Source organism: Streptomyces sp. NBC_01454, from assembly GCF_036227565.1.
Lineage (GTDB): Bacteria > Actinomycetota > Actinomycetes > Streptomycetales > Streptomycetaceae > Streptomyces.
In genome coordinates this window covers 4,609,991-4,625,470 of the sequence record NZ_CP109460.1, presented here as the reverse complement: position 1 = coordinate 4,625,470, position 15,480 = coordinate 4,609,991, and the positions used below count along the sequence as shown (strand labels likewise).

Below are 15,480 nucleotides of genomic sequence, written 5' to 3'. Positions count from 1 at the left end.
CACGCCGCAGGGCGGCCACCCCCCAAGGGATGACCGCCCTGTTGCTGTCGTACGGGCCAGGATTACTGGTTGTACGGACCGTAGTCGTAGTCCTCCAGCGGGACCGCCTGGCCGGAGCCGGTGCCGAAGGGCGAGTAGTCGATGTCGTCGTAACCGACGGCCGAGTACATCGCGGCCTTCGCCTCCTCGGTGGGCTCGACCCGGATGTTGCGGTAGCGGGACAGGCCCGTACCGGCCGGGATGAGCTTACCGATGATGACGTTCTCCTTGAGGCCGATCAGGGAGTCCGACTTGGCGTTGATCGCCGCGTCGGTCAGGACCCTGGTCGTCTCCTGGAAGGACGCCGCCGACAGCCACGACTCGGTGGCCAGCGACGCCTTGGTGATACCCATCAGCTGCGGACGGCCGGAGGCCGGGTGGCCACCCTCCGCCACGACCCGACGGTTCTCACCCTCGAACTTCGTGCGCTCCACGAGCTCGCCCGGCAGCAGCTCCGCGTCGCCGGACTCGATGATCGTCACACGGCGCAGCATCTGCCGGATGATGATCTCGATGTGCTTGTCGTGGATCGCCACGCCCTGGCTGTTGTAGACCTTCTGGACCTCGCCGACCAGGTGGACCTGGACGGCACGCTGGCCGAGGATCCGCAGCACGTCGTGCGGGTTGACGGCACCCACGGTCATCGGCTGGCCAACCGTGACGTGGTCGCCCTCGCCCACCAGGAGACGGGCACGCTTGGAGACGCCGTACGCCATCTCGTCGCTGCCGTCGTCCGGGGTGACCACGACCTTCTTGGTCTTCTCGGTCTCCTCGATCCGGACGCGGCCGGCCGCCTCCGAGATCGGCGCGACGCCCTTGGGCGTACGGGCCTCGAAGAGCTCGACGACACGCGGCAGACCCAGGGTGATGTCGTCACCGGCCACACCACCGGTGTGGAAGGTACGCATCGTCAGCTGGGTGCCGGGCTCACCGATGGACTGGGCGGCGATGATGCCGACCGCCTCACCGATGTCGACCAGCTTGCCGGTGGCCAGCGAACGGCCGTAGCAGAAGGCACAGGTGCCGACCGCGGACTCACAGGTCAGGACCGAGCGGGTCTTGACCTCCTCGACGCCCGCGTTGACCAGCGCGTCGATGAGCACGTCACCGAGGTCGACGTTCGCCGGGGCGACGACCTTGCCGTCGACGACGACATCCTCGGCCAGCATGCGTGCGTAGACGCTGGACTCGACGTCGTCCGCCTTGCGCAGGACACCGGCGGCGTCCTTCGAGGCGATCCGCAGCTTGAGGCCGCGCTCGGTGCCGCAGTCCTCCTCGCGAATGATGACGTCCTGGGAGACGTCGACCAGACGACGGGTGAGGTAACCGGAGTCGGCGGTACGCAGAGCGGTGTCCGCCAGACCCTTACGGGCACCGTGCGTGGAGATGAAGTACTCCAGCACGGACAGACCCTCGCGGAACGAGGCCTTGATCGGACGCGGGATGGTCTCGTTCTTGGCGTTCGACACCAGACCACGCATACCCGCGATCTGCCGCATCTGCATCATGTTTCCTCGGGCACCCGAGTCAACCATCATGAAGATGGGGTTCGTCTTGGGGAAGTTCTCATTCATCGCCTCGGAGACCTCATTGGTCGCCTTGGTCCAGATGTTGATGAGTTCCTGCGTGCGCTCGTCCTTGGTGATCAGACCGCGCTCGTACTGCTTCTGGACCTTCTCGTCCTGGGCCTCGTAGCCCGCGACGATGGCCTTCTTGGCCTCCGGCACGACGATGTCCGAGACGGCGACGGTGACGCCGGACCGGGTCGCCCAGTGGAAGCCGGCCGCCTTCAGGTTGTCGAGCGTCGCCGCCACGATGACCTTGGGGTAGCGCTCGGCCAGGTCGTTGACGATCGCGGAGAGCTGCTTCTTGCCCACCGAGTAGTCGACGAACGGGTAGTCCTCGGGCAGCAGCTCGTTGAAGAGCGCGCGGCCCAGGGTCGTCCGCAGGCGGAAGCTGTCACCCTGCTGCCACTCGGGCTCGCCCTCCTCCGGAACCGGCGGGGTCCAGCCGCGGGGCGGGACGGTGCCGATCGGGAAGCGGATGTCGACCTTCGCCTGGAGCGAGAGCCCCTTGGCGTCGAACGCCATGATCGCCTCGGCGGTCGAGCCGAACGCCCGGCCCTCACCGATGACCTTGCGCTCCTCTTCATCCGTGGTGAGGAAGAAGAGACCGAGCACCATGTCCTGGGTCGGCATGGTGACCGGACGGCCGTCGGCCGGCTTGAGGATGTTGTTCGAGGACAGCATCAGGATGCGGGCCTCGGCCTGGGCCTCCGCGGACAGCGGGAGGTGGACGGCCATCTGGTCACCGTCGAAGTCCGCGTTGAACGCGGTGCAGACGAGCGGGTGAATCTGAATGGCCTTGCCCTCGACCAGCTGCGGCTCGAAGGCCTGGATGCCCAGACGGTGCAGGGTGGGTGCACGGTTCAGCAGCACCGGGTGCTCGGCGATGACCTCTTCGAGGACGTCGTACACGACGGTGCGGCCACGCTCGACCATGCGCTTCGCGCTCTTGATGTTCTGCGCGTGGTTGAGGTCCACCAGGCGCTTCATCACGAATGGCTTGAAGAGCTCCAGCGCCATGGCCTTGGGCAGACCGCACTGGTGCAGCTTGAGCTGCGGGCCGACGACGATGACGGAACGCGCCGAGTAGTCGACTCGCTTACCGAGCAGGTTCTGACGGAAACGGCCCTGCTTACCCTTCAGCATGTCGCTGAGGGACTTCAGCGGGCGGTTACCGGGACCGGTGACCGGACGGCCGCGGCGGCCGTTGTCGAACAGCGCGTCGACGGCCTCCTGCAGCATCCGCTTCTCGTTGTTCACGATGATCTCGGGCGCGCCGAGGTCGAGAAGCCGCTTGAGGCGGTTGTTGCGGTTGATCACACGGCGGTACAGGTCGTTCAGGTCGGAGGTCGCGAAGCGGCCACCGTCCAGCTGCACCATCGGACGCAGGTCCGGCGGGATCACCGGGATGCAGTCCAGCACCATGCCCTTGGGGCTGTTGCGGGTCTGCAGGAAGGCGGAGACGACCTTGAGGCGCTTGAGCGCACGGGTCTTCTTCTGGCCCTTGCCGGTACGGATGATCTCGCGGAGGCGCTCGGCCTCCTCGTCGAGGTCGAAGGTCTCCAGGCGCTTCTGCAGGGCAGCGGCACCCATGGAGCCGTCGAAGTACGTGCCGAAGCGGTCCCGCAGCTCGCGGTAGAGCAGCTCGTCGCCCTCGAGGTCCTGGACCTTGAGGTTCTTGAAGCGGTTCCAGACCTCGTCGAGACGGTCGATCTCGCGCTGCGCACGGTCACGCAGCTGCTTCATCTCACGCTCGGCGCCCTCGCGCACCTTGCGGCGCACGTCCGCCTTGGCGCCCTCGGCCTCGAGCTCGGCCAGGTCGATCTCGAGCTTCTTGGCGCGGGCCTCCAGGTCGGAGTCGCGGCGCTGCTCGATCTGCTGACGCTCGACGGAGACATGCGCCTCCAGCGAGGGCAGGTCGCGCGTACGGCGCTCCTCGTCCACCCACGTGATCATGTAGGCGGCGAAGTAGATGACCTTCTCGAGGTCCTTGGGCGCGAGGTCCAGCAGGTAGCCCAGCCGGCTCGGCACGCCCTTGAAGTACCAGATGTGGGTCACGGGAGCGGCAAGCTCGATGTGGCCCATCCGCTCACGTCGCACCTTGGCGCGAGTGACCTCGACGCCGCAGCGCTCGCAGATGATGCCCTTGAAGCGGACACGCTTGTACTTACCGCAGTAGCACTCCCAGTCCCGGGTCGGACCGAAGATCTTCTCGCAGAAGAGTCCGTCCTTTTCGGGCTTGAGCGTGCGGTAGTTGATGGTCTCGGGCTTCTTGACCTCGCCGTGGCTCCACTGACGGATGTCGTCAGCGGTGGCCAGACCGATCCGGAGCTCATCGAAGAAGTTGACGTCGAGCACTATGCGTCAATCCCTCTCAGGGTTGTAAGTCTTAGGGGTCTGAAACGGGGGTCCTGGGGCCGGCCGGGGAACCATCACTGGGTCCCCGGCCGGACTCCCGTCAGACCTCTTCGACGCTGCTCGGCTCGCGCCGGGACAGGTCGATGCCGAGCTCCTCCGCAGCGCGGAAGACGTCCTCGTCGGTGTCGCGCATCTCGATGGACATGCCGTCCGAGGACAGCACCTCCACGTTGAGGCACAGGGACTGCATTTCCTTGATGAGCACCTTGAAGGACTCGGGAATGCCGGGCTCGGGGATGTTCTCGCCCTTGACGATGGCCTCGTAGACCTTCACGCGGCCGGTCACGTCGTCGGACTTGATCGTCAGCAGCTCCTGGAGGGCGTATGCGGCGCCGTATGCCTCCAGCGCCCACACCTCCATCTCGCCGAACCGCTGGCCACCGAACTGAGCCTTACCACCCAGCGGCTGCTGGGTGATCATCGAGTACGGACCGGTCGAACGCGCGTGGAGCTTGTCGTCGACCAGGTGGTGCAGCTTGAGGATGTACATGTACCCGATCGAGATCGGGTCCGGGAACGGCTCACCGGAGCGGCCGTCGAACAGCCGGGCCTTACCGGAGCCCTTGACCATCCGCTCGCCGTCACGGTTGGGGATCGTCGACTCGAAGAGACCGGAGATCTCGTCCTCGCGCGCACCGTCGAACACCGGGGTGGCGACGTTGGAGCCGGGGGCGACCTCGTCGGCGGAGATCGAGTGGAGACGCTTCTTCCACTCCTCCTCGACGCCCTCGACCTTCCAGCCCTGGCTGGCGAGCCAGCCGAGGTGGATCTCCAGGACCTGTCCCGGGTTCATTCGGGACGGGACACCCAGCGGGTTGAGGATGATGTCGACCGGGGTGCCGTCTTCGAGGAACGGCATGTCCTCGACCGGCAGGATCTTCGAGATGACGCCCTTGTTGCCGTGGCGGCCGGCGAGCTTGTCGCCGTCGGTGATCTTGCGCTTCTGGGCGACGTAGACGCGGACCAGCTGGTTCACGCCCGGGGGCAGCTCGTCGCCCTCTTCGCGGTCGAAGACGCGGACGCCGATGACCTTGCCGATCTCACCGTGCGGCACCTTCAGCGAGGTGTCGCGCACCTCGCGCGCCTTCTCACCGAAGATCGCGCGGAGCAGGCGCTCCTCGGGGGTCAGCTCGGTCTCGCCCTTGGGCGTGACCTTGCCGACGAGGATGTCGCCGGCGACGACCTCGGCACCGATACGGATGATGCCGCGCTCGTCGAGGTCGGAGAGGACCTCCTCGGAGACGTTCGGGATGTCCCGGGTGATCTCCTCGGGGCCCAGCTTGGTGTCACGGGCGTCGACCTCGTGCTCCTCGATGTGGATCGAGGAGAGGACGTCGTCCTGCACGAGGCGCTGCGACAGGATGATCGCGTCCTCGTAGTTGTGACCCTCCCACGGCATGAACGCGACGAGCAGGTTCTTGCCGAGGGCCATCTCGCCCTCTTCGGTGGACGGACCGTCGGCGAGGACCTGGCCCTCGATGACGCGCGCGCCCTCGTCGACGACGACCTTCTGGTTGAAGGAGGTGCCCTGGTTGGAGCGGGTGAACTTGGCGACGCGGTACGTGGTGTACGTGCCGTCGTCGTTGGCGACGGTGATGTAGTCCGCGGAGACCTCCTGGACCACACCGTCCTTCTCCGCCTTGATGACGTCACCGGCGTCGACCGCACAGCGGTACTCCATGCCGGTGCCGACCAGCGGCGACTCCGCCTTGATCAGCGGAACGGCCTGGCGCATCATGTTCGATCCCATGAGCGCGCGGTTGGCGTCGTCGTGCTCGAGGAACGGGATCATGGCGGTCGCGGCCGACACCATCTGGCGCGGCGAGACGTCCATGAAGTCGACCTCGTCGGCCGGGACCAGGTCGACCTCGCCACCACGGCGGCGGACCAGGACACGCTGCTCGGAGAACCGCATGTCCTCGGAGAGCTTCGCGTTGGCCTGGGCGATCAGGAAGCGGTCCTCCTCATCAGCGGTGAGGTAGTCCACCTCCTCCGTGACCTGGCCGTCGACGACCTTGCGGTACGGCGTCTCGATGAAGCCGAAGACGTTGACCCGGCCGTAGGAGGCCAGCGAGCCGATGAGACCGATGTTGGGACCTTCAGGGGTCTCAATCGGGCACATGCGGCCGTAGTGCGAGGGGTGCACGTCACGGACGTCCAGGCCGGCCCGCTCACGGGAGAGACCACCCGGGCCCAGCGCCGACAGACGGCGCTTGTGGGTCAGACCCGACAGCGGGTTGGTCTGGTCCATGAACTGCGACAGCTGGCTGGTGCCGAAGAACTCCTTGATGGAGGCGACGACCGGCCGGATGTTGATCAGGGTCTGCGGCGTGATCGCCTCGACGTCCTGGGTCGTCATGCGCTCACGCACGACGCGCTCCATACGAGCCAGACCCGTGCGGACCTGGTTCTGGATGAGCTCGCCGACGTTGCGCAGACGACGGTTGCCGAAGTGGTCGATGTCGTCGGTCTCGACGACGATCGTCCGGCCGGACTCGCCGGTCGTCTCGGTCTCGCCGGCGTGCAGCTTGACCAGGTACTTGATCGTGGCGATGACGTCATCGGTGGTCAGCACGCCGGCGTCGAGCGGCTCGTCGCCGCCGAGCTTCTTGTTGACCTTGTAGCGGCCGACCTTCGCGAGGTCGTAGCGCTTGGGGTTGAAGTAGAGGTTCTCGAGCAGCGTCTGCGCGGCCTCGCGGGTCGGCGGCTCACCCGGACGCAGCTTGCGGTAGATGTCGAGCAGCGCGTCGTCCTGGCCCTGGGTGTGGTCCTTCTCCAGGGTGGCGCGCATGGACTCGTACTCGCCGAACTCCTCGAGGATCTGCTCGGTGGTCCACCCGAGCGCCTTGAGCAGGACGGTGACGGACTGCTTGCGCTTGCGGTCGATGCGCACACCGACCATGTCGCGCTTGTCGATCTCCATCTCCAGCCAGGCACCCCGGGACGGGATGATCTTGGCGGAGAAGATGTCCTTGTCGGACGTCTTGTCGATGGAGCTGTCGAAGTACACGCCCGGCGAGCGGACCAGCTGCGAGACGACGACACGCTCGGTGCCGTTGATGCAGAAGGTTCCCTTGTTGGTCATGAGCGGGAAGTCGCCCATGAAGACCGTCTGGGACTTGATCTCGCCGGTCTCGTTGTTCGTGAACTCAGCGGTGACGAAGAGCGGAGCGGCGTACGTGAAGTCGCGCTCCTTGCACTCGTCGATGGAGTTCTTCGGGGGCTCGAAGCGGTGGTCGCGGAACGTCAGCGACATCGACCCGGAGAAGTCCTCGATCGGGGAGATCTCTTCGAAGATCTCTTCCAGACCGGACTTGGTGGGGACTTCCTGCCCACTCTCCAGCGCAGCCTCGACGCGACCCTTCCATGCGGCATTGCCGAGCAGCCAGTCGAAGCTTTCGGTCTGCAGCGCAAGGAGGTTCGGAACCCCGAGGGGCTCCTTGATCTTCGCAAAAGAGATGCGCAGCGGGGCGGTGCTGTCGCCGTTGTTCGTATTGGCAGTCGAGGCGTTGCGCGAGGCGGCCAAGAGGGGGTCCTTCCGAGGGCTCGGACTCACTACGCGCGTACCGGTCCCGAACCGAACAGACTGAGGGAAAGCCCAGGTCAGGGCGGATCATTCAGCTTTGCTCGGGCTCGGGTATGCCCCTGGTGACGGGCAGGGAGCAGCTAACAGGCAGCGCAAAGGGTCAGTGTAGCCACTCGGCCCACTGATGTCCAGAGCGAGTTTCCGGAGACCGGTTCAGCACCGTGATACCGATCTTCTCCCTCCGGGAGGTCGTGTCCTCCGCACCGGAGGAAGCCCTCGTTTGTTCTTCTCAATGCCCTGCGCCTGCCGAAAGCCCTGCGCCAGTGGCGCACACCGATGCTTCCCTCTTCGTCGGCGATCCATGCCTCGAACCCTGGATCGCTTCTGCGTCGCGTCCCGAGAATTGCGCGCCGCGTCCGGTTCGTCAAGGCCCCCCACCTCTGGGAGATCGTCACATGGGGGCAGGTCCGGGCAACGAAGATCACCATACTCGCACGCAGGCGCGAGACAATGCAGCCGTGACAAGCACGCCGAAGGGCGACCACCCGCATGGGTGATCGCCCTTGGCACGTGCCCCTGACGCCTCAGGCGCCCAGGACGTGAGTCGGAAGACTCAGTGAAGTCACTTGACCTCGACGGAGGCGCCGGCGCCCTTGAGGGACTCGGCGGCCTTCTCGGCGGCGTCCTTGGCGACCTTCTCGAGGACGGGCTTCGGGGTGCCGTCGACGAGGTCCTTGGCCTCCTTCAGACCCAGGGAGGTCAGCTCACGCACGACCTTGATGACCTGGATCTTCTTGTCGCCCGCACCGGTGAGGATGACGTCGAACTCGTCCTTCTCCTCCTCGGCGGCGGCGGCCGGGGCGCCCGGGGCACCGGCGGCGGCAACGGCGACCGGGGCGGCAGCCTCGACGTCGAACTTGTCCTCGAAGAGCTTCACGAACTCGGAGAGCTCGATGAGGGTCATCTCCTCGAACTGCGCGAGCAGGTCTTCCTGGCTGAGCTTCGCCATGGTGGCGGTCCTTCCACTAATTCGGCTGGTGCCGGATGTACATGAATGGCGGGCGTACGGGCCCGCTGGGCGGACGAGTGATTACTCGGCAGCCTCGGCGGGAGCCGGCGTACCGGCACCGCCCTGCTCGACCTTGCTGCGAAGCGCGTCCGCGGTGCGGACGAACTTCGTGAGCGGGGCCTGGAAGGTCGCCGCGGCCTTGGCCATGGACGCCTTCATGCCACCCGCCAGCTTGGCGAGCAGAACCTCACGGGACTCGAGGTCCGCAAGCTTCTTGATCTCGTCGGCGGACAGCGCCTTGCCGTCAAGGACACCGCCCTTGATGACGAGAGCGGGGTTCTCCTTGGCGAAGTCACGAAGACCCTTCGCCGCCGTGACCGGGTCACCGGTCACGAAGGCGACAGCGGTCGAGCCCTTGAGGTGCTCGTCCAGCTGAATCCCGGCCTCCTTGGCCGCGATCTTGGTCAGCGTGTTCTTCACCACACGGTACTGAGCGTTCTCGCCGAGAGAACGACGCAGCTCCTTGAGCTGCGCCACACTCAGTCCGGTGTAAGAAGTCACAACAGCTGCGGTGGAGTCGCGGAGCTTCTCCGTGATCTCCGCAACGGCTGCGTTCTTGTCAGACGTCGCCATGAGCCTCGGCCTCCTTCCGGGTGATGAGGACCGCGCAGAAGGGGCTGGGCAAAACAAACGCCCCGGCGCAGGCGCACGGGGCGGACTCGACCGCACGGAATTCCGTCCGGGAGTTCATCCATACACACCTGCGCAGGCCGTCCGCAGCTAGCGGATCCTTCGGCCACCACACGCCCGGAGTCCGGACGCGTAGAGACAACCAGCGGTCTTTGGCTTCCCGCATACGTTACGGGAACAGGGTCCACGCAGCAAGTCGCCTTGGTGAGCCGCCTCAACTCCTACCGTTTGACACGTCACCGGAGTCTGCGACCCGCCCGCCGCAGACCGTCAGGGCCAGTGCGACGCCCGCCACCACGGCGCTCTCACACGTCCGACAGCCCCCGATGTTCCAAAGCCATAGCTCTGGAGTGGTCGCCGCCTCCTGGTGGCCTCTACACAGAATCAATCTCGAGGGACAACGTAAAGCCGACTACATAGCGGTAGCAGCCCTCGCGATCAACTCGACGAGGGTGACGCACGCAGCCGTGGACCTGGACCTACCCCATGCAAGATCGGCGAGCCCCGCCCCGCCCCACTCGAGAACGGCCTCTTGGAGTCGTGGGCAGCGCGCGGGGACCACACCAGCACCCGAGTAGCCCGTGCTGGCCATGAAGCATGCCGTCAGGCCGAGGGTGCTCGTATGGCCCCCATGACGCCAGGCCCACCTACCGATGCGGGTGAGCAGCCCATCTAAGTCAAGAGGTGCGCGACTTAGCTACGGCTTCGCTGCTGCTATGCAGGCGTTCTGGGCTGCGCCCACGCTGATGCCAATGGCCAGCAGATCCCGGTTGCAGAAAAGGAAGGCGGTCGCGTTCGCTGCCTCCCCCTCGATGCACGCCGCCCGCACCTTCGGCCCAACCGTGTAGCCAGCCTTATAGACGGCACCGCGACAGGCCCCCCTATCGGCCTGCGCGGGAGTGGCTGTAACGAAAGGAAGAGCAGTAGTAGCCACCAGTACCCCGATGCCACCTGACAGGTGGCGCAATGACTTGCGCATAGAATCCCCCTCTTATCTTTGGTCGAACACCAGCCCTTGGCCAGCATTTCGGTGATATTAACACTGCAGCCATCGCGCTCGGCAGATATCAGGTACCGAAATCTGCTTGATTCGCCAGCAAGTTGACGCCCCGTTGCAATCTTTTGCAGCGCGGACCGCAGTGCTCCTGGTTTGAGTTCGGGGTGAGTAAATGAGGAACCTCTTGAGCGACATGCCGGTGCCCATGGGTCCGTTGCCAGGGGCATTCGGATGCCCCTGGCAACGACAATGGCAGAGCAAGCGCTGTATCCAAGGCTGCCCGGCGCATGGACAGGACCGACAAAGAGGAAGCGGCCGAGTACTTCCGACAGGCCGAGAGCACTCTGGAACTGCAGGTGATTCGCGAATGCCGACGCACATGGCAGTGCTCGCAACGATGGGCGTGGATTGCCCGTACATCTGCCTCGGAGCCCCGTTTTCGCCTCCGTGTTAGCCACTGCGGGGGTGATGGCATGTCCCCGAGGAACTGACCACACCGATATCGGCCGCGAGTACCGCTCTGCTGCGAGTGCTGCCGGTTCCGACGCCCCGCCTAGTCCAATGGCTACAGAGGCACCTGTGGCCGGGAGCCGTGCCTCACGGCTTGTCCTAGGCAAGCCGTAAAGGCGAGGGGGGCCCGGAGGACGTGATCCTCACCCCGCCAAGCGCACGAGCCCCGCCCCATGCAGCCATTACTCCGGGCGGGGCTCTCTCAAGCCCGTGATAGACGTACCCGTTACGGGGCATCGGGAGGCGTTGGTCGTGGACGTCTGATTCTCGGGTGTGGATAGTCCTCCGCGCAGCCTGTGACCCTAGTGAGGATCGAACATACCGCGAACGGAACGGGCGCTTCGCCTCCTCATATCGACGAGGGGGCGAAGCGCCCGTTCAGCTACTCAGAGCTCCATTGGGGCTCAGACCGCGGCCGGGTCCTCCTCGACGAGGAGGTTGCGGGTGCGGTTGGCGTCCAGCGGGATGCCGGGGCCCATCGTGGTGGTGATGGTCGCCTTCTTGATGTAGCGGCCCTTGGCAGCGGACGGCTTGAGGCGGTTGATCTCCTCGAGTGCCGCGGCGTAGTTCTCCACCAGCTTGGTCTCGTCGAAGGAGACCTTGCCGATGATGAAGTGGAGGTTCGCGTGCTTGTCCACGCGGAACTCGATCTTGCCGCCCTTGATGTCGGTGACAGCCTTGGCGACATCCGGGGTGACGGTGCCGGTCTTCGGGTTCGGCATCAGACCACGCGGACCGAGCACGCGGCCGAGGCGGCCGACCTTGCCCATGAGGTCCGGGGTGGCGACGACGGCGTCGAAGTCCAGACGGCCCTTGGAGACCTCGTCGATCAGTTCGTCCGAGCCGACGATGTCGGCGCCGGCGGCTTCCGCGGCCGCAGCACGGTCACCGGTCGCGAAGACCAGGACCCGGGCGGTCTTACCGGTGCCGTGCGGGAGGTTCACGGTGCCACGGACCATCTGGTCGGCCTTGCGCGGGTCGACACCCAGACGCATGGCGACCTCGACGGTCGCGTCGAACTTGACGGAGGTGGTCTCCTTGGCGAGACGGACGGCCTCGAGGGGGGCGTACACACGCTCCCGGTCGATCTTCGCGTCCGCGGTGCGAAGAGTCTTGCTGCGCTTCACTTCTGCTCCTGATGCAGTGGGGTGGAGTCGTGGTGCGGACCAGCGCCTGGTCCTGCCACGGGTGGTGCCTGAAGGGCTGGGATCAGCCCTCGACCGTGATGCCCATGGAACGGGCGGTGCCGGCGATGATCTTCTCGGCGGCGTCCAGGTCGTTGGCGTTCAGGTCGGGCATCTTGGTGGTGGCGATGTCACGGACCTGGTCGCGGGTGATCTTGGCGACCTTGGTCTTGTGCGGCTCGCCGGAGCCCTTCTCCACGCCCGCGGCCTTCAGGATGAGCTTCGCGGCCGGCGGGGTCTTGGTGATGAAGGTGAAGGAACGGTCCTCGTAGACCGTGATCTCCACCGGCACGACCATGCCACGCTGCGACTCGGTCGCGGCGTTGTAGGCCTTGCAGAACTCCATGATGTTGACGCCGTGCTGGCCCAGCGCGGGGCCGACCGGCGGAGCCGGGTTAGCGGCGCCGGCACTGATCTGGAGCTTGATAAGCCCCGTGACCTTCTTCTTCTTGGGAGGCATGCTCTCTCCGGGTCCTAGTGAGAGGTTTCGCCGATCCATCCGGTCATCCGGATGGAGGCATACCGCACCACGATAACGGGTATCGTCGCGCGGCCAAAAACCGAGCAGGTCAGACCGGCTGTGAGCCCGTCTGACCTGGTGGGTTTGGCTGGTGGTCCGGAAGAACCTAGTTCTTCTGGATCTGGTCGAAGCTGAGCTCGACCGGGGTCTCGCGGCCGAAGATCTCGACGAGGCCCTTGACCTTCTTCGAGTCGGCGTTGATCTCGTTGATCGTCGCCTGCAGCGTCGCGAACGGGCCGTCGGTGACGGTGACGGAGTCGCCCACCTCGAAGTCCAGCACCTGGACCTCGACCTTGCGGGACGGCGCCGGCCTGCCCTCGGCCGCGGCGGCCTCCTTGGCGGCCTTCTCCTCGGCCTCCGGGGCGAGCATCTTGACGATCTCGTCCAGCGTCAGCGGGTAGGGGTCGTAGGCGTTGCCGACGAAGCCGGTGACACCCGGGGTGTTGCGGACGACGCCCCAGGACTCGTTCGTCAGGTCCATCCGCACCAGCACATAGCCCGGGAGCTTGTTCTGGCGGATGGTCTTGCGCTCGCCGTTCTTGATCTGGGCGACCTCTTCCTGCGGCACCTCGGCCTGGAAGATGAAGTCTTCGACGTTCAGCGAGACGGCACGCTGTTCGAGGTTGGTCTTCACGCGGTTCTCGTAACCCGCGTAGGTGTGGATGACGTACCACTCGCCGGGCAGGCCACGGAGTTCCTCGCGGAGGGCGGCGACCGGGTCGACCGGCTCCTGCTCCTCGTCCTCGGCGACCTCGGTGGTGGCCTCGGCCTCGTCCTCGGCGACCTCGACGGTGGCCTCGGCGTCCTCCTCGACGTGCACCGCGGCCTCTTCGGCGGGCTCACCGGCGGCGGCGTCCTCGGCGTCGACCTCGTCGACCGCGTCGGCGTTCTCGACGATGTCACGCGCGGTGTCGTCGCCCTCGACCTCGGCCGAGGCGGCCGCGTCCACGTCGGCCGCTGCCGTTTCGGCGGAGTCGGCGGCGTCGTTCAGGTTCGGGTCAGACACGGTGGCTGCTTCTTCCTGGCTTCAAGGGGTTGAACATGCGAAACAGGCGCCCGCTGAGGCGCCCTCCGCGGGATCAGCCGAAGACGTACCCGACGACTCGGTTGATTCCCAAGTCAATCACGGTTACGAGACCGATGATGATGACAACGAAGACGATCACCACACTGGTGTACGTCGACAGCTGGTTGCGCGTGGGCCAGACGACCTTGCGGAGCTCCGCCACGATCTGGCGGTAGAAAAGCGCGAGCCGCGCGAAAGGGCCCTTCTTGCCGCGCTTGCCGCCGCGACGGGGCTTCTTCTGGGAATCCGCGGTGTCGTCCTCGGAATGACCGCGCTCAGGCATGTCGATGGAGCCCAGGGCGTCCGTCACTCGTCCTCACCTGAATCCGGATCGTGGCCGTGCCGCGCCCTGCCCTGCCGCACGGCGGTGCATTTCCTACGTACGCGTGCACGCACCGTGGTGGAGAGTGCGTGTAGCAGGGCCGGAGGGACTTGAACCCCCAACCGCTGGTTTTGGAGACCAGTGCTCTACCAATTGAGCTACGACCCTTTGTGGTTCCCCCAACCTACCGCATACGGGCGACTGCACTTGGTGCATGTCCCGCGGCGACCTGTTGGGAGCCAACGGTCAGCGAGTGTACGTGCTTCGGGGCCGGGCGTCGAACACGATCCATGCGGGTGGTGCCCGCAAACCCGTGTGCCGGGCTCGTCGGGGGTCTGCAACGATGCATGTATGAGCGCTGCAACCCCTTCCGCATCGTCCCCCACCGAACGCCGGGTCTCGGCCCGCATCGGTTCGATCTCCGAGTCGGCGACCCTCGCCGTCGACGCCAAGGCGAAGGCCCTCAAGGCCGCCGGACGCCCGGTGATCGGCTTCGGCGCCGGTGAGCCCGACTTCCCCACGCCCGGCTACATCGTCGAGGCCGCCGTCGAGGCCTGCCGCAACCCGAAGTACCACCGCTACACCCCGGCCGGCGGCCTGCCCGAGCTGCGGACCGCGATCGCCGCGAAGACGCTGCGCGACTCCGGCTACGAGATCGAGGCCGCGAACGTCCTGGTGACGAACGGCGGCAAGCAGGCGATCTACGAGGCGTTCGCAGCGATCCTCGACCCGGGTGACGAGGTCATCGTCCCGGCGCCGTACTGGACCACCTACCCCGAGTCGATCCGTCTCGCCGGCGGCGTGCCGGTCGACGTGGTCGCCGACGAGACCACCGGCTACCGCGTGACCGTGGAGCAGCTGGAGGCGGCCCGCACGGACCGCACCAAGGTGCTGCTGTTCGTCTCGCCGTCGAACCCGACCGGCGCGGTCTACACCCGCGAGCAGGTCGAGGCGGTCGGCCGCTGGGCCGCCGAGCACGGCCTGTGGGTGCTGACCGACGAGATCTACGAGCACCTGGTCTACGGCGACGCCCAGTTCTCGTCGCTGCCGGTGGTCGTGCCCGAGCTGCGCGACAAGTGCATCATCGTCAACGGTGTGGCGAAGACGTACGCGATGACCGGCTGGCGGGTGGGCTGGGCGATCGGCCCCAAGGACGTCATCAAGGCCGCCGCGAACCTCCAGTCGCACGCCACGTCCAACGTCTCCAATGTCGCCCAGGCCGCGGCCATCGCGGCGGTCTCCGGCGATCTGACGGCCGTCGAGGAGATGAAGGTCGCCTTCGACCGCCGCCGTCGCACCATCGTGCGGATGCTCAACGAGATCGACGGGGTGCTGTGCCCGGAGCCGGAGGGCGCGTTCTACGCGTACCCGTCGGTCAAGGAGCTCCTGGGCAAGGAGATCCGCGGCAAGCGTCCGCAGACCAGCGTCGAGCTGGCCGGGCTGATCCTGGAGGAGGCGGAGGTCGCCGTCGTCCCGGGTGAGGCCTTCGGCACCCCCGGTTACCTGCGGCTTTCCTACGCGCTGGGCGACGAGGACCTGGTCGAGGGCGTGTCGCGCCTGCAGAAGCTGCTGGCGGAGGCCAAGTAGACCTCCGAGAACAGTCGCCACCTCCGAAAATCCGGAGGTGCCACGAG

General features: G+C 66.2%; 9 protein-coding genes and 1 tRNA gene. 1 reads left to right on the top strand and 9 read right to left on the bottom strand.

What is annotated here, in order from left to right:
- Positions 1–62: 62 nt before the first annotated feature.
- The 9 genes from OIU81_RS20500 to OIU81_RS20460 form a co-directional block, all read right to left on the bottom strand.
- Entirely contained in the window at positions 63–3,962 is a 3,900-nt protein-coding gene (locus OIU81_RS20500; protein WP_329149956.1) for a DNA-directed RNA polymerase subunit beta', read from the bottom strand.
- 100 nt (positions 3,963–4,062) lie between these two features.
- Positions 4,063–7,548 (bottom strand): DNA-directed RNA polymerase subunit beta, encoded by a 3,486-nt coding sequence (gene rpoB, locus OIU81_RS20495; RefSeq protein WP_329149954.1) that lies wholly within the window; start codon positions 7,546–7,548, stop codon positions 4,063–4,065.
- Between the two features lie 622 nt (positions 7,549–8,170).
- Entirely contained in the window at positions 8,171–8,557 is a 387-nt protein-coding gene (gene rplL / locus OIU81_RS20490; RefSeq protein ID WP_189101118.1) for a 50S ribosomal protein L7/L12, read from the bottom strand.
- Between the two features lie 81 nt (positions 8,558–8,638).
- Positions 8,639–9,190, bottom strand: coding sequence for a 50S ribosomal protein L10 (gene rplJ / locus OIU81_RS20485; RefSeq protein WP_329149949.1), 552 nt, complete (start codon positions 9,188–9,190; stop codon positions 8,639–8,641).
- 1,968 nt (positions 9,191–11,158) lie between these two features.
- On the bottom strand, positions 11,159–11,881 hold the full coding sequence (gene rplA, locus OIU81_RS20480) for a 50S ribosomal protein L1 (RefSeq protein WP_329149947.1): 723 nt from the start codon (positions 11,879–11,881) through the stop codon (positions 11,159–11,161).
- Positions 11,882–11,963: 82 nt separating this feature from the next.
- On the bottom strand, positions 11,964–12,398 hold the full coding sequence (rplK, locus tag OIU81_RS20475) for a 50S ribosomal protein L11 (RefSeq protein WP_030074757.1): 435 nt from the start codon (positions 12,396–12,398) through the stop codon (positions 11,964–11,966).
- A gap of 166 nt (positions 12,399–12,564) precedes the next feature.
- On the bottom strand, positions 12,565–13,464 hold the full coding sequence (gene nusG / locus OIU81_RS20470; protein ID WP_329149945.1) for a transcription termination/antitermination protein NusG: 900 nt from the start codon (positions 13,462–13,464) through the stop codon (positions 12,565–12,567).
- 73 nt (positions 13,465–13,537) lie between these two features.
- Positions 13,538–13,834 carry a preprotein translocase subunit SecE gene (gene secE, locus OIU81_RS20465; protein ID WP_329149943.1) on the bottom strand — a complete coding sequence of 99 codons (297 nt, stop codon included), beginning with the start codon at positions 13,832–13,834 and terminating at the stop codon, positions 13,538–13,540.
- A 107-nt stretch (positions 13,835–13,941) separates the two neighbouring features.
- Positions 13,942–14,014: transfer RNA gene (locus OIU81_RS20460), tRNA-Trp, on the bottom strand.
- 183 nt (positions 14,015–14,197) lie between these two features.
- Here OIU81_RS20460 and OIU81_RS20455 point away from each other — a divergent pair.
- A complete protein-coding gene (locus OIU81_RS20455) occupies positions 14,198–15,433 on the top strand; it encodes a pyridoxal phosphate-dependent aminotransferase (protein WP_329149941.1) in 1,236 nt (411 codons plus the stop codon).
- Positions 15,434–15,480: the final 47 nt, after the last annotated feature.